Below are 18,031 nucleotides of genomic sequence, written 5' to 3' on the forward strand. Positions count from 1 at the left end.
TTTAATAGTTTTTGGTCAATAGTCAGCATTTACAATCTCCTTTGCATCCCTTTTGTCTACCATTATTTGATGAAACCCTTAAGGTATTGATAGAGTTCTTCTAATTCTTGCTCTTTTGCAACGACACAATTGGGATACTGTTTAATTTCAGGTATGCTGGTTATTTTGAAATCGTTAGGCGAAGGTAGTCCAGATGCACAGATTACCAAATAATCCGCATAGTAGATCAATCCAGTTAGCGCTGACATTTTGATGGTCATTTGTCCCATCGCTCTTCCGGCGAATAAACCTTTCATGGCGCTTTTCCCGCCAGATCTCTCAATAATGATCTGAGTCTCGTCTACCATTACTTTGGTGCCCGATTTAAAGTCGAAGATTTTCATCGTTTATCCCTCCCACTTTACTATAGTGGTTTTATTTCCCAGATTCAATATTTCTAACACTGCCCTTAATCGAGTAACTGGCAAAAATAAAATGAGTGGAAATTTCCCCTAAATTTTTTAAAGAGTTTTTTTTGTAAAAAAGATAGTCTATCATTAAAGAGGAAAGGATTTTACATAAATAGGAGGAAGTAGAATGAAAGCTATTCAAATGTCGTCTTTTGGGGAACCCGAAGTGTTAAAACTGGCAGAAGTCGAAGAACCAGTACCTGCAGAAAATGAAGTTCGTGTAAGGCTTTATTGTGCTGGGGTAAATCCGGCTGAAACGTATATTCGGGCAGGAGGTTATGCCTTTTTCAATCCGGAGCTTCCATATATCCCCGGATTTGATGGCTCAGGTGTAGTGGATGAGATTGGCCCCGGTGTTACTAGGCTCAAGACCGGCGATCGTGTTTTTGTTGCCTCAGCTTTAGCAAAAAGAAAAACAGGAACATATGCAGAAAAAGTAGTTTGTGATGTCACCGCCGTGCATAAATTACCTGAATCGTTAAGCTTTGAACAAGGGGCAGCACTTGGCATCCCTGTCACTGCTGCCTATCGCTCACTTTTTCACCGGGCACATTTAAAACCGGGTGAAACGGTTTTGATCCATGGTGCTTCAGGAGGTGTAGGGATCTTGGCAATACAACTGGCAAAATATGTAGGTGCACAAGTTATCGGAACTGCCGGCACAGAAGAAAATATGGAATTGGTTAGAAAATACGGTGCCGATGCTGTCCTTAACCACAATCAAGCTGATTATTTGAAGGCAATTCCGTCTATTACGAACGGGGGAGGAGTTGATGTTATTATTGAGATGCTGGCCAATGTAAATCTAGAAGATGACTTACAGCTGATCAACAAGTTTGGCCGGCTAGTCGTAGTAGGCAACCGCGGATCATTGGATTTCAATCCCCGCCTGATTATGGCCAAAGAAGTCGATATCTTCGGCATGGCCGTGTGGAATGCACCATTGGACGAATATAATGAAAGTTTGATCGCTGTTGAAGCTGCATTGATTAACGGGGGACTTCAACCTTTCGTAGGAACAATTATACCGTTGGAAGAAGCGGCCAAAGCACATACCCAGATTGTAAGCAGTAAATCCAATGGAAAAATGGTATTGAAAATTGCAAAGAATTAATGGAATAGATAGTTGTAGATTTGGTTGGCATTCAACCATTCAGTAGAGGTTTAAAAATCGAGGACAATCCTCCAGTTTAGTAAAGCGTTACATCACTGGAGGACCCCAAACCCCTCAATAATTTGCTATCGAATGCTAATTATAGTCTACATTCTCTCTTACTTTTTAATTGTTTTGTTGCTTGACCAGTAGCCTTGTCCTTGGTAGTGCAACTAGCAAAATAAAATAAGCGGAAATTTTCCGGTTAAATGCAAAATGGAGCTTGTATCGGGGAAAATAAGCGGAGGGATTCCGCCTATGCAGATCAAAATCTCCAATTTTCGAATTTTTCAAGCTAATAGACAGAATTTCTCCGTCTATCTAAGCCTTTTTTAATAATAATTACGAAATAAGCGGAATTCTTCCGTCTATTTATTAACATGGTGGCTAAACCTGATTGCAAAGCCGATCCAATATGTGCGGACCGGACCCTCTTAAATTCATGTGTCTCAAAATAAGAAGGCACCGGAAATCGTATTACTTTGGCACGGTCCTCCCCTTTATTCCCTATCACTCACACCCAATGAACCCCTTATACGACACATAGTCATTCCTGCTCCAAATCTTTAATCTGCTCTTTTTTGCAAGCTTTTGATCTGATCTAAATAGGTTAAGATATTTATAGGGGGGATCCATGATATACGCTACCCGTGCATATCCTTCCTTAATCAGTGTTTCCTGCACAGATTGTCCATCCACGTATACATATGCAAGCAGTCGGCCGTAGGAATCTCTTGTCGGTCCCTCCACTACCTCCAATGATAAACTTCCTTTTCTTAGCAACTCGTTATTTCTTTGGTAAGCTTCCTCTGCAAAGGACTGGACGCACAACCCTGGCTTTTTGGATTCAGGGGTATCAATTAACAAATACCGGACGGTTTCAACCTTGCCATTTACTCTTGCTTTAATCGTATCGCCATCTATGGTTTCTACAAGTGTGATTGGAACTTGCTCAGATGTCCTGTGAACCACTATCCCTGTGGTCGTCTCATTGATGGTTTCGTGGACCGGGTTATTCTCCGTTGTGATTGTTTCTGAGGGTTGAACAGCAAATAATGCTGCTGCTACGATGAAAGCCCCTCCCGCTAATTTCTTCCTCTACGATTCCTCCTCCTTCATTTACCCTTCCAAATTGACAAACTGCCCATATTGTTTGTTAAGGCCCAGTTCCACTGTGCCTGTCGGACCATTTCGGTGTTTGGCTAGGATAATTTCCATTTTGCCTTTGTGCTGTGAATCCTTGGTATAGTAGTCATCACGGTAGAGTAGGCCAATCAAATCAGCATCTTGCTCAATTTGACCACTCTCCCTTAAGTCTGAGAGGATTGGCCGTTTGTCTTGGCGGCTTTCCACGCCACGGCTCAGCTGGGACAGAGCAATAACAACCACGTTTAGTTCCCGCGCCATGGTTTTTAATGCCCGGCTTATTTCACTGATCTCCGCTTGCCGGTTATGCTTATATTTCGGATCCCCGCCAATCAGCTGCAGAGAATCGATCACGACGAGGATCCGTTTGTCCTGGTTGTACTCTCGGCGAATCTTCCGAAGCTTTGACCAGATATAGTGGACATCCATCCCCGCCCGGTCAAATAAATGTAAATTGACTTTCGATAACATTCCAATCGAATCGGTGAAATGCTGCCAATCTTCCTCTTGAAATTCTCTTTTCGGGTTTTTCAGTTTGAGACTGTCAATCCCCCCCGTAAAACCAGCGATTCGTTTCAAAAGTTGTTTCTTTGACATTTCTAAGGAGAAGACCACACTCACATCATGAATAGCCGCATGGAACGCTAGATTCATGGCCAACGCCGTTTTCCCCATGCTTGGACGGGCGCCAATAATCACTAAATCTGATTCTTGAAATCCACCAGTTAGCCGGTCCAATTACCCAAAGCCAGAAGGGATACCGACGATGTCGCCCAAATCTTTTTCGCAGTCCTCAAACAAATCCACTAACGATGGCGTAATATCACCGTTATCGTCATCGGTTTGATCCTCATCTACGGCCATTAATTCGGATATCCCCTCACTTAAGGTTTTGGTGATATCTGCTTCGAGGGCTTGCCCGATAATCTTTTCAGCAACCTGAATGGCCCTTCGTTTCTGGTCATATTCTCTGACTAATTTCTCATAGGAATGGAAGTTGGCAAGATTGGGGACTTTGCCTGCTAATTGGTAAATGTAACTAGCCCCACCATAGGAACCTATCTTCTCATCACCGACTTCATCCATTAGTGTGATGAGATCGACGTGCTTTCCTTTCTCATCTAAACGACGAATCGCCGTATAAATTTGCCTTAGTTCCCAGGTATAGAGTTGTTCAGGACGAATGGTGCATTCTTTAAGCAACTGGTGATCTACGAAAAATGCTCCGACCAATACTTCTTCTGCCCTTTTATTAAATAACTCAAGTCCGTTCATCACTTGGCCTCCCTGGTAATCCCCAAAATTGTTCTCATTTTCGCTAACTCTCTTTGAACAACTGATTCACTCGCTGGCATCAGCTTGGAGGTTGTATGCCGGGTTTCCTCCAAGTGGGAACCCTTTTCATGCGGTTATCGCAAGCAATTAGCTCGGCCAATTTTGGTGGGTAGGAGGAATTCCTCACAAACGTTAAGAGGTTTCCTTGAATTTCGGTTAAGGGATACTCCCTTAGAACTTCATGCCACAGATTCACTTTTTCCTGATTGACTTCAAACTGATCATAAAAAACAGCAATTCTTGTTAGTAATGCAAATGTCTCTCGCTTAATCATTTAAACCAAAATCCTCCTCCCTTAAGGATTTCTTCACAGGCTTCTGGTTGAGATAGGATTCAAAATTGGTTCCAAACAAGGTTATCGGTCGAAGGTATTTGCTCATCCGAGGATTACTTAGCCATTCGGCTGTCTTCAAATCAATTACTCTCTTAAAATCCTCGACGGTAAAGCCTTCTCTTAATCGTGCTTTGATTAATTCTTGAGTTTTATATGTACTTGGTTTGTAATCGGTTTTGGTTTGTTCATTCAGGTAGTTGATGATTTCTATAACAGGGGTTTTTTCTTTGAAGTAATCTCTGAAGTAATCTCTGGTATTGCTTGGTTCATACTGGTCTGCTCAGCAGGTCCTCCTGAACAACTGACTGGCTCAATTTGAATCGATTGGTTGTCATTTTTAGCTAATCGTGGTTCGCTTGGTGTATCGACTAGTTCTGCTAGTTTCTCATAATTAATCGTGTACCACTTCGTTTGATCGAGGATTACCTTATTCCAATTCCCTGAGATCAAAAAGCCCTGCCGTTCAAGCGAATGGATCGTCCGCTTGATCGTACTCACCTACCAAAAAGGCAGCTGCTTCTGCCAATCCGAGTAAGTGTTATACACCCAGCGATTCCCCTTGATTACATGCTTGCTAAGCGTGAGCCAAAAATGAGTCTGTTGCAAAATCACTGCCTCATTAAGGCCAATCTTTACTGCCAACGACGGGATAATCATAACGGGATTTTCTTGAAATAACAATTTGCTCATTCCAATCACTCCTACTATTTTTTTATTTGGATGTGCGAAGTCCTCGATTGGGTCAACCACCTCTCACCTTTTATATAGAAATAAACAGTGAAAAACGACAGGGCGTTGAAAATATTCTTTCAAAAAAGATAGGTAAATTCTTCCCTATTAAAATACCCAGCGATCGCCGCAAAGCTTGTGAATTCCTGTCTCATCTCATGAAAGGAAATCACAGCATTATCTCTATCAAACTGGAAATCTAGTGAATATTCGTGACAGTTTAATGGTTTTTGATGAAATCTTTTCCTATAAAATTGGATGGCCTCTTGCTGACAAGCCGCAAAGATAAAGACAAAATCGTTATTGTTCATCTTCAGCGAGTAGATACAAATCTTATGAAAAGCTAAGGTGTTGGTTGTAATCATTTCTGCTACCTTCTGATCATTTGCTTGTTCAAAATCTATTTTAGATATGTAGTCTTCTAGAGAAATTTTCTTCTCTGCTAGTAAATGGTGGAGGTAATGGGCCAATGAGGATTCTTCATAATAGAAACAATCCATGTACAGTTCTTTGACATTCATGGAAAACACACCTCAATCTACAATTTTTTCAACTAGAGATGTTGGTACGAGCCCGCATCCTCTTGCTTCCTAAGATACCGAGTTTCACAGGCTAACGCGAATCACCAAAATTCACTTTTGAGGGCCTTTTTAGCGTGTAAACGTCAAAAAACGCCATCAAATGTGTAATTTGATGGCGTTTTTTACAATTTAGGTCATTTTTCAATCTATTTTCCCCGATACTTTTAATGAGCAAATCATTAACTCCTGGGTCCGTAGACTGATTTTGTAAACTGTCGTCACCAAAAAAAATCGTCCATAGGTGGAATCGGTTTAATTAGTTACCCAATCCTTAAACAATTTCATATATGCTGCTTCATTTATATTTGAATTTAGGTGGGCTACCTCCCAGAACAAAAATATACACGAATCATTGAACTCCTTGTTATTCTTTTCGGCTAAACTCTAAAATATTTAAACCCTCGGATGCCTCTGGTGCTTCAAAAAATTTAGTCACATGCATAAACACCGCTTCCGTGTCAAAAGCTGCTCTTTCGGGTTGTTCGTTACGCCTTTGTGTAATTTGACGCAAGCATTGCTCATTATTTAGATTAAGGAAAATTAGTTGATGGTTTGCATTGACCTCTGACGCCATATCCAAAAACCACTTTCGCAGTTTTTGAGTGTTAGCTGGAAAATCCATCACTACATCTGTACCGACTCTTAATAGGTCTTGGACATGCTTTTTCACCAACGGCTGGAGCTGCGCTGAGAATTTTAGATAGTCCTCAAATGATGCAATCTGATTGGGATAAAGTGATGAAAGCCATTCATCCTCAGACAACAGTACCGCATGTTTATCTATCGCCAATTGTTTTGATTTAGTTGATTTTCCAGCTCCCATTTTTCCACAGAAAAAGTATAGCGTCCCCAATTGTTTCATATTTTTTAACCCCCCGCGCTTATTTTAGTTTAAACTTTTTACTTCGTTAGTTTCCATAGACATTCTCTTATTAATATATAGACGTTAAGATTTATATCCAATTGACTTATTCTACCAATTTCATTTATATTCCTTCTTTATCAAACCTGCTCTGCTACTTCAATAAGAAAAAGCATTACCGTTGTTCCAGTAATGCACCCGTTACTTTAAGTGAAATGTTTCACAATATATTCACTTATACAAACACGAATCTTTTTAATGCTGTTTCCTTTCGGCTCTATTGAACGTGTGAAATGAACAAAGCAGCATAAGACATACATATTAGAGTGAACCAGGTAAGCCGATTTTCATAATACATTCCATTTTTCTTCTTTTATTTTGGATATTTCACTTGATTACATTCCTTACAAAAACAAGAATAAGAAGAGGGACAGGACACAAACTATGCTAAAAAGGAGAGTGTATATCATGGATGAAAAGGGCTTAAAACAGAACGCTAGTAATACTTTACATACGAATAAACAGAAAAATTTAAATATAATAGCAAGTATTGATGAGTTGAAAAAAGAGCATGAACCAGAGTATGTCTTTTTATATTGGGATGAATGGAGATAAGAATCTTTAAGAGAAAATGAAATGGATATTGGATAGAATAATACCAAAATAAAGCAATTCTCCTTATAGAGAATTGCTTTCAATTTAAACAGAAATAAGCCCCAGACAGACCGCTACTCATTAGGAGATGGGGTCTATCATCTTATCTTTACTTAAATTCTAATTTATTAGGAGGAAAGAAAATGCATACATTAGGATGGATTGGATTAGGTAATATGGGTGCACCTATGGCAAAGAATCTTTTACAAGAAGGCTACAAAGTGAATATATATAATCGTTCCCCAGAAAAAACATTCTCCTTAGTAGAATCTGGAGCAACTAAACTAAATTCACCAAAAGAAGTTGTAGATCAATCTGATATTATTTTTATTATGTTATCCAACTCTAATGCTGTAAAAGCAGTATTAACTCAAGACAATGGAATATTAGATGCTATTCATCCAGGAAAGGTTTTAGTAGACATGAGTACGATTTCACCAGAAGATTCATTATCATATGCGAAATTGGTATCTGAAAGAGGCGGCATATATTTAGATGCACCAGTTTCTGGTTCAGTTGGAGCTGCTATAGCAGCCCAATTAGTTATTCTTGTGGGTGGAGAAGAAAAAGCTATTGATATTTGCCAGCCTTATTTTAATTTATTAGGTAAAGAAACAATTTATTTTGGTTCAAGTAGCAAAGGTAGCTCTGCAAAATTAGCCATTAATTTGTTACTTGGCATTATTGGACAAGGTATTGGAGAAACATTATTATTAGCCGAGAAATCAGGGTTAGATAAAGAAAAAGTATTGGAGATGATTTCACTTTCTGGAATGAATACACCTCTATTCCAAGGAAAAAAAGAGATGTACCGTCAAGAGCAATTTCCTTCTGCATTCATGCTCGAACTAATGTCTAAAGATTTAGGACTAGTAAAAGCCGAGGCAGATCGCCTGGCAACCAAATTACCACTTGCTGAAGTAGCGAATACTACTTATCGTTCTGCAAATGAAAATGGAAAAGCAAAGCTCGATATGGCTGCAGTTTATTTAGAGTTGAAGGAAATAAATAATTTATAGTATGTTTAGCATCCTTTTGGGATGCTTTTTATTATGTTGTCGAAATAACTTTAATGATGTCTCTCTATACAACTAACCTGCTTCGTTAGTACAACAAGAAAAATGACCGCCGCAGCGATCCAAATTGGGACAAATAAAGAAGGCTATAGCACGATACAAAGCTATAGCCTTCTTATTGTATTATTTATAACTCACATATATAATGAACTAAGTCCTAATGATAGAGTTTACCACACAATACAAAACGCTATCTTTTTATATGATAACCTCGTTCATATTGTTTCGGTACATTTAACTGCTTGCTACGTAGTTCAATAGCTGCATGGGTTGACCAATATGGATCCACTAGCATTCCACGGGCAATTGCCACCAAGTCTGCATCTCCATTCCCAATCACTGCCTCCGCTACAGCAGGTTTCTCGAGCATTCCTACTGCAATTACCGGAATGCCGACTTCCTCACGAATCTTACGGGCAAAAGGAACCTGGTAGCCTGGGTAATTTCCTGGCTTTCTTTCACCTGGAATTGCTTCACCACCGCTACTAACATGAAGAATATCAGCACCTGCTTCTTTATAGGCTTTACTTAGCATAATGGCATGATCTAAATCGTAGCCTCCATCAGCGTATTCTACTGCTGTGATACGGACAGATAAGGGCATGTCAGATGGTATTTCTTTTTTAACAGCTTGGATAACCTCTCTTCCAAAAAGGGAAAGATCCTCGCCGTATTGATCCTCACGTTTATTCGTAAGCGGTGATTGGAACTGATGGATCAAATACCCGTGAGCGGCATGAATTTCAATCATGTCTACCCCCGCTTTAACTGCCCTTCCTGCTGTATCAGCAAACAACTGAACCATTTCCTTTACTTCCTCATTGGATAAAGCACGTGGAGTTTTATAGCCCTCATCAGGGAATTTTATAGCCGAGGGGGCAACTGGATTAGCAGCATCCTCGGCTTTTCGTCCAGCATGGGCAATCTGTATGCCTATTTTTGTACCATAGGCATGTACCTGGTCAATAATTCTTGAAAAGGCTGGAATTTGGTCATCTGACCATAAACCCAGGTCATAGTCCGTAATTCTTCCTTCAGGATCTATATCAGTCATTTCCATGATGATTAGACCAGTCCCTCCGATGGCTCGGCTGATGTAATGAACATAATGCCACTCGTTAGGCTTCCCGTCCTTTTCAGTAACCGAGTATTGGCACATCGGAGCCATAACAGCCCGGTTCTTTAGTTTTAAAGATTTCAGTTCAAAAGGTGAAAATAATTTATTACTCATTCCTTTTCATCTCCAAATAATTTTTTAATTTTTGGATCAGCTTTTTCTGTTCCTTTTTTCCTTACAAATCATATAAAAACATCCGTGTAAATTATGAAAAAATAATCAAATAATCTCTATTTCCTTTTTTAACTATTTTTCACTTATTAAGGTACACTTATTCTGACATTAGCCTTGTTAAGCTAAACTGCCCCTTTAGTTTAAGAATAAAAAAGGCTGCCAAAATGACAGTAAGTAGTTCCGATAATGTGGAGAAAACTTAAAAAATAGGTCAAATAACACATCATTTAGAAATATAATTGACAACTAAAATAAATAAAAAAACCGCAAAAATTTAGTTAACGGGTTTACTTGTGAGGTGCAAAACGTTAAATCACCCACCTAATCACACAGCAAATAACATAAATTTAACAACATAAATCGCAGTATATTTCACAGTCAAAAGGCTTAGAGTTTAACTCTAAGCCTCTCTTTGTAATATTTTATTCCACCAAAGCCCCTGTTAATGAAAAAACATAGTTTGAATAACAACATAAATTACAAACGCTGCAGTAATGAAATAAAAAACACCTTTAGCTTTTTGATTGTTTCTTAGTTCTGTAATGCCCCAAAAAATCATTATTACTCCTAATAAACCCATCATATATGGAAACAACGCATTATTATCTGTTATTAAGCCATAAATGCCTCCTACCATTACAAAAATTGAAAGTAATATCCTTATAATCTTTAGCATCCTTCTCTCCCCTATTTGAATGTACTCTGAAACCCATTATTCTGTAATCGATGATAAAATTCCTTCTTCCATTAAGCTTCTCCGGTAGTGTAAGTATATTTTTTCACAAACTATTAAATGTTCCAAACAAAATTTTAACATAAATATCCAATAACCTTCGTGATTGCAACTAAATTCACTCGCTATATCACAAAGAATTCACACGCCCTCTAATAATTATTTCATACTCTGTGTTATGCTGTGTGAATTAGGACAAAATGAGCGACTGAAATTCGCCAAAATGTTGATAAATCAGTAAAAAACGCACTGTGAACTATACTGTTAATTCAAGTGCGTTTCCTATGTGTTTTATAATGTTTGCACCTCTAAGTAAACCCGTTAAAATTTAGTTTGCGATTTTTTATTTATTTATCATTTCGTCGAACTGTTTATTATTCAACTTTTTTCAGTACAACTGTTTGAGTAGCTGCTAAAAATCGAGCGTTTTCTATACTCAGTTCATATTTTATTTCATCAATAAGTAGAGTGGAAATCTTATTACCTGTCACTTTATCAGCAATTGAGATTGTTTCTACTTTCTTCCCCTCTTTTGCAAGGTGCGAAACAACCGCATTATGAAACTTCTGAGGTTCTTTGTACCACTTATACCAATCATCTAACTCAAATCGGATAACATTCCCACTCTCAAATAAAGATTTCTTGAATTTTTCAAACAATTTACTTCTCCTTTCTTATTTCATAAAAGAAGTCCTTTTTTCATTTACATTATTATACAAAAACTTTATTCTTTGAAGAATTTATAACTATAAATAGCAACTTAATTAACGTATTAATTTTTATATTGACAATAGCTATTGTCATCCAATTATTTTCTATGCTAATTCAAGTGTCAATATGGAGGTAAATAACATTAAAATCCCTCAATATCAATAAAAAATCCTACAGAAATTCTGGTGTGAATTGGTGTGTTGTTTATATGCTATTTACAATTTTTTTCACAAAAACGGAACCACTTAAAATGACAGCCGAGATCTTAAACAAAAGCCCCCTATAGTTTAAGTATATTTTTTCACAAACTTAGCTTTATTACAGAAATACCTCCATTTATTCACTAAGGAGTTTCAGTCGTTAATTCATATGGACAAACATACCCATTGTCAATCCCAAAACAATCGCTCCAAAAATAAAAGCTGCTATATGTAATATAATCTTGTATCCCAACTTAGTTGTTTTTAAAGAAAAATATAATAAAAAAACAAAAAACAGTATCACTAAGTTTATAGATGACTCAAATAAAGCAGGAAGAAGCCTATTTTTAATAGAAAAGGTTGTGTCATATACATATTCTCTAAACAGAATATCATTCGCAATACCCATATATGTTAGTATGACTTGATAAGTGAAAAACTTAAGTTTGTTCATTTTATCAAACCTCTTATTCATAACCACTGAGGTTCGTTCAATGATTCCACAATGTGATAGTTTCAATTTAGCACCTCTTTGCTTAATAATGTACCTTATTTTCTATTTACATTTTACTATATATCCCCATCTTTTCTGTGAACTCTTATTGAAATAAAATGCTCTTAGTGGAACAAGAAAAAGAGCGCCGCAGCAACCCTTTGTTGTTAAAAATACGCACCCATAAGTTGAAGTACATAAACTTGTAATCATTTTCTTTTTTTCTTTAAATACAATAATTCAAAGATGAAACCAATTAGACATAGTACCATCACTGAATCAATTATATTTTTAACTAAGATTGAATCAATTTTTAGGATACGAGTGATAATATCAGAAAATAAAACAATAAAGAAAATCGACCTTATTTTTTGCTTTTTAGAAAGATTAGATACAGGCTCAAAAAAAGTCGTTAATTTCATAAAAAATCTCCTATTTACCTTTTATTCATCTATTTCAATTATATCAACAAAAAGTGATAACCCCCATTTTTTTACTAAATAATCATATTCCTTCTTCAACTAAACTGCCCAGTTAGTTTAAGTACATTTCTTCACAATCTCAATAGGGTTAACCCTTATTGGGGTAACGTCAGGAAAATGCGTATTTACAAAGTTAAGGATATTCCAGTATTAAAAATCCCAATCTCCCATTTATATCACTGAGAGATTGGGATTTATTCAACAATCGCGCCCGATTATTGAAGATCGTTAATAAAACAAAGACCCTTTTTAAGAAGTATTAAACATTACTAAAATAAAGATAATTCAATTGGGACTTTAATCTACGACTATAAAGTCAGAACATTGCTATATGTTTTGGCTTTTTGACTAAACGATTGTTCACCACCTTCTAAAATGGTAAGTATATGCTTAATAATTACTCGATCACCAGGATAACCTTTTTTAACTAACCATCCGTTCGTATTATTTGATTCCAATACAATCACTTGTTCAGCATCAGCATTCGTTACTATTGTAGAACTATGGGTAGAAATTATTACTTGTCTGGAATTCTTAACTTTTTTTAAGCTTTCTACTAGGTTTTTATATATATATTGATTGTCCAAATTATCCTCAGGTTGATCAATTACGAGAGGAGTACTATCTAAAGAGTGTTCACCAAAATTGAATAGAAACGTAAGTATCGCAACTACTTTTTGCCCAAGGGATAATGTTTCAATTTCCCTCATTAAAACGCTTGTTGATTGGACAGATTCTTTAGAATTTATATTAAACATTAGCGTATAATCATCTTGTAAATTTAAAAACCTCGATAAACTAGCTGTCATTTTATCTACATCTTTAAATATTCTCAATTCAATACTATTATATATTTTTCTTATTTTACTGCTGTTAATCTCGTCAAATCCCCCCATAATTTATGTTAATAGCCTCTTCTAATACATTATGTTTTTTATTTAAAAGCAAATCTAAAAACTGCAAGTAGTTCATTTTTTTTACTATCGTATAAAGGTATTTTTCAATATCATCCCAAGTTAAATAAGTGTTAGCTACATGTGATTTACCATTTATTCCAAAAACATCTAAATACTCTGAGGGATCGAGACTAGTAGATGAACTGGTTACTTGTATTAATTTAGAATTTTTTTCATTAAACTCTTTAATTACAGTATAGACTTGTTTATTCCTATCAGCTAAATCATTAATTATATTTTTCATTTCTGATCTTAAAACTTTTCGAAAATTATTGTTATTGCATTGTTGTAGTAATGAAGTATATTTTTTAATAGAATTGAATTTATTACCGTTTAAAATAATTTCCCTAATAAAATCACTTACATTTCCTGAGTTAATTTGCTCAATTATGTTATTAATTGAAAAGCTCTTCTTATAAACCTTATTAAGCAATATAATTGCTTTATTTTGTTCAATTTTATTAAATGCTACTTCATCCTTTTCTTGAGTAACAACCTTATACAATTCTATCCAATGTGGAGCTAAACTTAAGCCTTTGTCTGTTACTAAACCCTCTTTAAATGCCTTTTCTAGAAAAAAAGATTCAGTATAACCAGTTGAACCAATTTGAGGGATGAATTGTACAATATAATCTTCTCCTTTAAAGTAAAACACAATGTAAATTACCCTATTTTTACAAATGAATTTAAGGTTTTTTTTATCCTTTACCTCTAAGGTGAAGACTGTTTCTAATATATTTAAAATTGTACTCTTACCAACACCTCGTCCACCTATAATACAATTTAAGTCTCTAGAAAAATCAACAATAAAAGGCGAATTTGAGTCTTCCTTTGAAATAAGGAATCCACCATCATCTCCTGGAACAATATATAGACCTTTAATAAACTTGTCGTTATTTTTGGGCCTTTCGCGGTATACACAGACATGATGGTCTATAAACGCTTTTTTTAATGAATTAAAATTAATAGAGTTAAATTTAATCCATGAATTCCTAACACCTATTTGACTAAGTTCGTGAGAATCTCCTTCATTAATGCAACAAAAATTCTTTTTAACATTAGAAGAAAAAGGTTCAATTCTATCAAATGTTTTTTTATTACTATCTGAATTAGTTAAGCCCACTATAAAAAGTCCACTAGCGTCAAATAATGACCTCTTATATAGATCTGTCCCTAATAAATCATTTGAATTAATATGAGCAATATAGGGAATACCATTATGATCAAAAACTTTTTTCACCATATCTAAACAAGAAATATAGGTTCCGTCTTCTTCAGAATGAATATATTTTTCAACAAACCTACTAACTGTGGGGTAATTTTCTTCGTTAAAAATTGCTACTAAGTGATACCTATCTGAGCAACTAATCTCAATTCCAAGAAATAACCTTATACATTTTTTTTGTTGAGCCTTGTATTTGGTCTCATATAACCTAATTAAAGCATCTCTTAAATTTTTATACCCGTTAATCGTGTTGTGATCTGAAATAACAGCTATTTCTATATCACTTTTATATAATTTGTTAGCTATTAATTCATATGCAATTATTTCCCTTAAATCCTTATAACTCGTACCTGACTTTTCATTTAAATTATTGACCAATTGTTCATTTTCTTCAGTTGTATTTTGTTGTATTTTTAGTATTAGCTCATCACTTAAATATTCTTCATCTCTAGCTATCTCAAGAACATCATTTAGTGCCATATTTTTAAATTTTTTCCCCGTACTAAGTCTATAATCATAGGAAGCCGGAGTATGAATATGAAATTCACACTTATGTAATCGACCATATGACTCCTTTAATAATTCAAGTTCTTTATATACTTTTTTTAAGCCTATATTTGTACTCACTTTTACACCCCAGCTTAAAATATAAAATTTCTAACACTACAAAACTATTTCAAGTAATTATAAAAGATATTATAAAAATTTAATTGCCTCTCACCATCATAACCATCTTAATAATTTAAACTACTGATATCTCAATAGATTTGAGTTTAAAAAACGCTCAAATTTACACATAATTACATTATAATACAAAAAAGTAGAACTTTTGACCCGATTTATAGAACAATTCCAAAATTATATAGAAAATATAATATTGAAATGTTCTACCTTATTCAACAATCTGGCCCTTTAATGAAAAAATGCACTTTCCTTATTCAAGGATAGCGCCGATTGTTGAATAAGAGCTAATGACATTCTCCCACCGTTAGTGGAGCAAGAAAAGCTGCCTAAATGACAGCTTCGATCTTGAACTATTGCCCACGTTAGTTTAAGTGAAAGTATTCACAATATAAAAAACAAAATTAAGAGCGACCTGCAGTGCAAATCGCTGTTAGTAATTTAGGTTTATCATTAAACACTTCTATTCCTTAGTGCTTCTCTGTCCACATTTTGTGGTGGTTGCTCAAGCCACCTGTTATTAATCATTAGTTTTACACCATCATTTCCATATTGCAGTATTTCAGCCTCTAGTCTTGTGTAGTGTCCGCCCAAATCTTTTCTAAGACTTGCTCCCATCGCTGCCCCGTATCCCGCTACACTAATAGAGGTCAGGCTGGTTGTATGAAACATCATTAACTTATCTGAAAATGGTGCATCGATGGATTGGGATATAGTGGAATCCCAAGAACTTGGAAGGGGAACTCCGTCTTCAATTAATATTTCTCGAAACACAGTTTCATGCTTTGCAGCAAGTTCTACGCCTCTCTCCATATATTTTCTGACTTCAGGCACTTGGGCAACTTGAGAAAAGCCTGCGACAAACGTTCTTCCAAGTGAGTTTGTCTCCGTGTTTTTCGATATATGAGCTAATTCAACGACGGTAAGTGGTCGATGCTTCCCTATTAAACCTGATAAAAAGGAAACATCTTGAAGATATTCCGCTCTTTCCATTGGGGGAATGGTTGGAGAACGAATAAATGCCCCTTTTTGAAGTAGCATGTCACAGGTATTATTATATAATTGCATAAACCTTTGAGAAACAATTGAAAAAAGGTCTCTGACATCTTTTCTTGCTAATACTTCAAGTAATGCAGCGGCAGCAGCTGTTCCAGCGGCAGCCATATATTTTATATAACGTAAGGTAAAGAGGTCTGAATAAAGTCTCCCAGCTTTTAAGTTTACATCATCTTGAGTAAATCCAATAGGTACGGCATGATTCTCCATTTCAAATATACGCTTGACTTCGCTTACAACATATTCACAATCCGTTAAGGCTGTTTGGATAATGTTTGTGGAATCTTCATCTTCATTGACGCTTTGAAAATGTTGGAGTATGCAAAAAGTCATTGAATTTTGCATATACGCTCCCCATAATGCTGCAACTTCTGAAGAAACAAGTTTTGCGTTATGATTCATTTTTATTCAATACTCCTTTTTTTATTAGTATGCACAAAAATGAATTTATTAAAGGAAAAGAAGAGATAAATTTGGAAATATGACTATATGGTGAGTAAGCCTTCTTCCACAAACCTGCCACGTTACTTCAATAAGAAAAAGCATTACCGTTGTTCCAGTAATGCACCCGTTAGTTGAAGATCATGAATAGATTCGGAAGCTTATTCAAGTAACTAGCAATTTAGTTCAAAAATAATTTGTTAGAATTATGCAAATTGAGATTAATTATAACTTAACCTAATTCACCAAATATGTATAGAAAGGCAATTAGTATAACCATTCCGAATGTCCAAGCTAATACTTGTTTTAAGGTAGGTTTAGGTTTTTGATTTATTAAGTTCAATCCAAGAGGTGTAAATGTAATAGCTAGCCCTAGTACAGCAATGATTGAAAATGCAGTAGTACCCTTCAATACACCTAAAGGTAATCCACTCATTAGAGCTAATGAAATGGAACGGAATAGTCCTAATGTTTTCGAAATGTATCCACCAATTGCAAGAATTATCCATCCAAACATAATTAATGGAGCTAGCGTATGAAATATATGATACGCACTATATGAATCCTGAATAATCTTTGTTGCTGTATCAACACCTTGGATACGAACGATTTGAAAAGCTAAATGATCGACTCCTGCATGAAAAGTTCTAACAAATAGCCCAAACACCGCAAAAGTACCGCCCCATAATGCCCACCCTGGTTTCTTTACACCAATCATTCTTGAAAGCGAGCTTACAGCAGGCCACATTATTATATTACCACTAATAAAAAAGCTATAAGAGAAAAAGATTAGTGTAGGATGATTTTTATATGCAACAAGCTGGTCAGGAAAAAAGAAGTGATATTTACTTCGAAGAACTACACCTATCAATAACAAAAGTGGACCTAAAATCATTGTAATCCCGCTTATCCAACGACCTGGAAACCAAAAATTTTCATTATTAAACGGAATTGCTAAATTCTCTTTCATATTTATACTCCTTGTATTTTATATATTTTCTTTAGTTTTAACTTTATCATAATTCCTTTTAATACAATTCACACTTTCTTGTTCAACTAAACAGCTCCGTTAGTAAAAAAACGACTGCTCATATTGAACAATCGCACCCGTTAGCTGAATAAGTTACCCTTTTTCGCAAGGATTTTATAAACATCTATAATTAATTAATGGAATACCACAAACAAGAAAGATAAAAAATCAAATATATCGAAAAATCATTGCAACAATTTCATTAATATCCATCCAAAAAAGAAGCCTGGAATTGGTACAATCAGTAAAGCAAAACCAATCATTAACCCGTAAAAAAGTGTTCTTTATCTATCCATTTATAAAAACTCCCCAAATGTAGAATTTGCCTGAATTGAATAATTCTACATTTTTAGATTTAAATCCTTCTTCAACAAAACTTTCCTGTCAGTACAATAAGAAAAAAGCCACCAAAA

The 18,031-nt window shown here is 35.5% G+C and carries 20 protein-coding genes and 1 pseudogene; 3 read left to right on the forward strand and 18 right to left on the reverse strand.

The annotated features are described in order from the left end of the window. Positions 1-62: 62 nt before the first annotated feature. Positions 63-383: a hypothetical protein gene (locus tag V7121_RS24350; protein ID WP_335493731.1), complete on the reverse strand. Its 321-nt coding sequence runs from the start codon at positions 381-383 to the stop codon at positions 63-65. Between the two features lie 232 nt (positions 384-615). On the opposite strand from V7121_RS24350, the gene V7121_RS24355 reads away from it, so the two are divergent. After that, positions 616-1,563, forward strand: a complete 948-nt coding sequence (locus V7121_RS24355) for an NADPH:quinone reductase (RefSeq protein WP_335548182.1) — start codon at positions 616-618, stop codon at positions 1,561-1,563. A 549-nt stretch (positions 1,564-2,112) separates the two neighbouring features. On the opposite strand, the gene V7121_RS24360 is transcribed toward V7121_RS24355, so the two are convergent. The 9 genes from V7121_RS24360 to V7121_RS24400 form a co-directional block, all read right to left on the reverse strand. Next, complete coding sequence (locus V7121_RS24360; protein WP_335548184.1) at positions 2,113-2,574, reverse strand: thermonuclease family protein; 462 nt, start codon at positions 2,572-2,574, stop codon at positions 2,113-2,115. Between the two features lie 147 nt (positions 2,575-2,721). Then, entirely contained in the window at positions 2,722-3,486 is a 765-nt protein-coding gene (locus V7121_RS24365; protein ID WP_335493737.1) for a replicative DNA helicase, read from the reverse strand. After that, positions 3,487-4,023 carry a DnaB-like helicase N-terminal domain-containing protein gene (locus tag V7121_RS24370; protein ID WP_335548185.1) on the reverse strand — a complete coding sequence of 179 codons (537 nt, stop codon included), beginning with the start codon at positions 4,021-4,023 and terminating at the stop codon, positions 3,487-3,489. Positions 4,024-4,102: 79 nt separating this feature from the next. Then, positions 4,103-4,357, reverse strand: coding sequence for a replicative helicase loader/inhibitor (locus tag V7121_RS24375; RefSeq protein ID WP_335548188.1), 255 nt, complete (start codon positions 4,355-4,357; stop codon positions 4,103-4,105). Further along, positions 4,350-4,628: a conserved phage C-terminal domain-containing protein gene (locus V7121_RS24380; protein WP_335493886.1), complete on the reverse strand. Its 279-nt coding sequence runs from the start codon at positions 4,626-4,628 to the stop codon at positions 4,350-4,352. Before V7121_RS24380 ends, V7121_RS24375 begins: the two co-directional genes overlap by 8 nt. Further along, complete coding sequence (locus tag V7121_RS24385; RefSeq protein WP_335493739.1) at positions 4,625-4,915, reverse strand: hypothetical protein; 291 nt, start codon at positions 4,913-4,915, stop codon at positions 4,625-4,627. Before V7121_RS24385 ends, V7121_RS24380 begins: the two co-directional genes overlap by 4 nt. After that, positions 4,916-5,107, reverse strand: coding sequence for a hypothetical protein (locus V7121_RS24390; RefSeq protein WP_335548190.1), 192 nt, complete (start codon positions 5,105-5,107; stop codon positions 4,916-4,918). A gap of 119 nt (positions 5,108-5,226) precedes the next feature. After that, positions 5,227-5,667 carry a hypothetical protein gene (locus V7121_RS24395; RefSeq protein ID WP_335548192.1) on the reverse strand — a complete coding sequence of 147 codons (441 nt, stop codon included), beginning with the start codon at positions 5,665-5,667 and terminating at the stop codon, positions 5,227-5,229. Between the two features lie 424 nt (positions 5,668-6,091). Next, the gene (locus V7121_RS24400; RefSeq protein WP_335493744.1) at positions 6,092-6,589 is read right to left on the reverse strand and encodes an AAA family ATPase; all 498 of its coding nucleotides are present in this window, start codon (positions 6,587-6,589) and stop codon (positions 6,092-6,094) included. Positions 6,590-7,057: 468 nt separating this feature from the next. On the opposite strand from V7121_RS24400, the gene V7121_RS24405 reads away from it, so the two are divergent. Both V7121_RS24405 and V7121_RS24410 read left to right on the forward strand, forming a co-directional pair. Then, a complete protein-coding gene (locus V7121_RS24405; RefSeq protein ID WP_335548194.1) occupies positions 7,058-7,204 on the forward strand; it encodes a hypothetical protein in 147 nt (48 codons plus the stop codon). A 182-nt stretch (positions 7,205-7,386) separates the two neighbouring features. Then, positions 7,387-8,262, forward strand: a complete 876-nt coding sequence (locus V7121_RS24410) for an NAD(P)-dependent oxidoreductase (RefSeq protein WP_335548196.1) — start codon at positions 7,387-7,389, stop codon at positions 8,260-8,262. Positions 8,263-8,509: 247 nt separating this feature from the next. Here V7121_RS24410 and V7121_RS24415 read toward each other — a convergent pair whose 3' ends face one another. From V7121_RS24415 to V7121_RS24455, 8 genes and pseudogenes are all read right to left on the reverse strand, one after another. Then, positions 8,510-9,550 carry an NADH:flavin oxidoreductase/NADH oxidase gene (locus tag V7121_RS24415; RefSeq protein WP_335548198.1) on the reverse strand — a complete coding sequence of 347 codons (1,041 nt, stop codon included), beginning with the start codon at positions 9,548-9,550 and terminating at the stop codon, positions 8,510-8,512. A 502-nt stretch (positions 9,551-10,052) separates the two neighbouring features. Further along, positions 10,053-10,286 (reverse strand): DUF3953 domain-containing protein, encoded by a 234-nt coding sequence (locus tag V7121_RS24420; RefSeq protein WP_335548200.1) that lies wholly within the window; start codon positions 10,284-10,286, stop codon positions 10,053-10,055. A 431-nt stretch (positions 10,287-10,717) separates the two neighbouring features. Next, positions 10,718-11,002, reverse strand: coding sequence for a hypothetical protein (locus tag V7121_RS24425; RefSeq protein ID WP_335548201.1), 285 nt, complete (start codon positions 11,000-11,002; stop codon positions 10,718-10,720). 412 nt (positions 11,003-11,414) lie between these two features. After that, the gene (locus V7121_RS24430) at positions 11,415-11,708 is read right to left on the reverse strand and encodes a hypothetical protein (RefSeq protein ID WP_335548203.1); all 294 of its coding nucleotides are present in this window, start codon (positions 11,706-11,708) and stop codon (positions 11,415-11,417) included. A gap of 248 nt (positions 11,709-11,956) precedes the next feature. Continuing rightward, positions 11,957-12,169, reverse strand: a complete 213-nt coding sequence (locus tag V7121_RS24435) for a hypothetical protein (RefSeq protein WP_335548204.1) — start codon at positions 12,167-12,169, stop codon at positions 11,957-11,959. 368 nt (positions 12,170-12,537) lie between these two features. Continuing rightward, a pseudogene (locus tag V7121_RS24445) lies at positions 12,538-15,037 on the reverse strand (Spaf_1101 family AAA-like ATPase). Between the two features lie 507 nt (positions 15,038-15,544). Then, positions 15,545-16,549, reverse strand: a complete 1,005-nt coding sequence (locus tag V7121_RS24450) for a DUF3231 family protein (RefSeq protein WP_335548210.1) — start codon at positions 16,547-16,549, stop codon at positions 15,545-15,547. A 271-nt stretch (positions 16,550-16,820) separates the two neighbouring features. Then, positions 16,821-17,558: a hypothetical protein gene (locus tag V7121_RS24455; protein WP_335493745.1), complete on the reverse strand. Its 738-nt coding sequence runs from the start codon at positions 17,556-17,558 to the stop codon at positions 16,821-16,823. Positions 17,559-18,031 lie beyond the last annotated feature (473 nt).

It is taken from the genome of Neobacillus drentensis (assembly GCF_036962125.1).
Lineage (GTDB): Bacteria > Bacillota > Bacilli > Bacillales > Cytobacillaceae > Neobacillus > Neobacillus drentensis_B.

Excerpts from the sequence above, each read along its gene's own strand:
- V7121_RS24450 (WP_335548210.1), bottom strand. The coding sequence starts at position 16,549 with ATGAATCATAACGCAAAACTTGTTTCTTCAGAAGTTGCAGCATTATGG.
- V7121_RS24435 (WP_335548204.1), bottom strand. The coding sequence starts at position 12,169 with ATGAAATTAACGACTTTTTTTGAGCCTGTATCTAATCTTTCTAAAAAG.
- V7121_RS24375 (WP_335548188.1), bottom strand. The coding sequence starts at position 4,357 with ATGATTAAGCGAGAGACATTTGCATTACTAACAAGAATTGCTGTTTTT.
- V7121_RS24415 (WP_335548198.1), bottom strand. The coding sequence starts at position 9,550 with ATGAGTAATAAATTATTTTCACCTTTTGAACTGAAATCTTTAAAACTA.
- V7121_RS24455 (WP_335493745.1), bottom strand. The coding sequence starts at position 17,558 with ATGAAAGAGAATTTAGCAATTCCGTTTAATAATGAAAATTTTTGGTTT.
- V7121_RS24430 (WP_335548203.1), bottom strand. The coding sequence starts at position 11,708 with ATGAACAAACTTAAGTTTTTCACTTATCAAGTCATACTAACATATATG.
- V7121_RS24420 (WP_335548200.1), bottom strand. The coding sequence starts at position 10,286 with ATGCTAAAGATTATAAGGATATTACTTTCAATTTTTGTAATGGTAGGA.
- V7121_RS24370 (WP_335548185.1), bottom strand. The coding sequence starts at position 4,023 with ATGAACGGACTTGAGTTATTTAATAAAAGGGCAGAAGAAGTATTGGTC.
- V7121_RS24350 (WP_335493731.1), bottom strand. The coding sequence starts at position 383 with ATGAAAATCTTCGACTTTAAATCGGGCACCAAAGTAATGGTAGACGAG.
- V7121_RS24405 (WP_335548194.1), top strand. The coding sequence starts at position 7,058 with ATGGATGAAAAGGGCTTAAAACAGAACGCTAGTAATACTTTACATACG.
- V7121_RS24395 (WP_335548192.1), bottom strand. The coding sequence starts at position 5,667 with ATGAATGTCAAAGAACTGTACATGGATTGTTTCTATTATGAAGAATCC.
- V7121_RS24400 (WP_335493744.1), bottom strand. The coding sequence starts at position 6,589 with ATGAAACAATTGGGGACGCTATACTTTTTCTGTGGAAAAATGGGAGCT.
- V7121_RS24390 (WP_335548190.1), bottom strand. The coding sequence starts at position 5,107 with ATGAGCAAATTGTTATTTCAAGAAAATCCCGTTATGATTATCCCGTCG.
- V7121_RS24410 (WP_335548196.1), top strand. The coding sequence starts at position 7,387 with ATGCATACATTAGGATGGATTGGATTAGGTAATATGGGTGCACCTATG.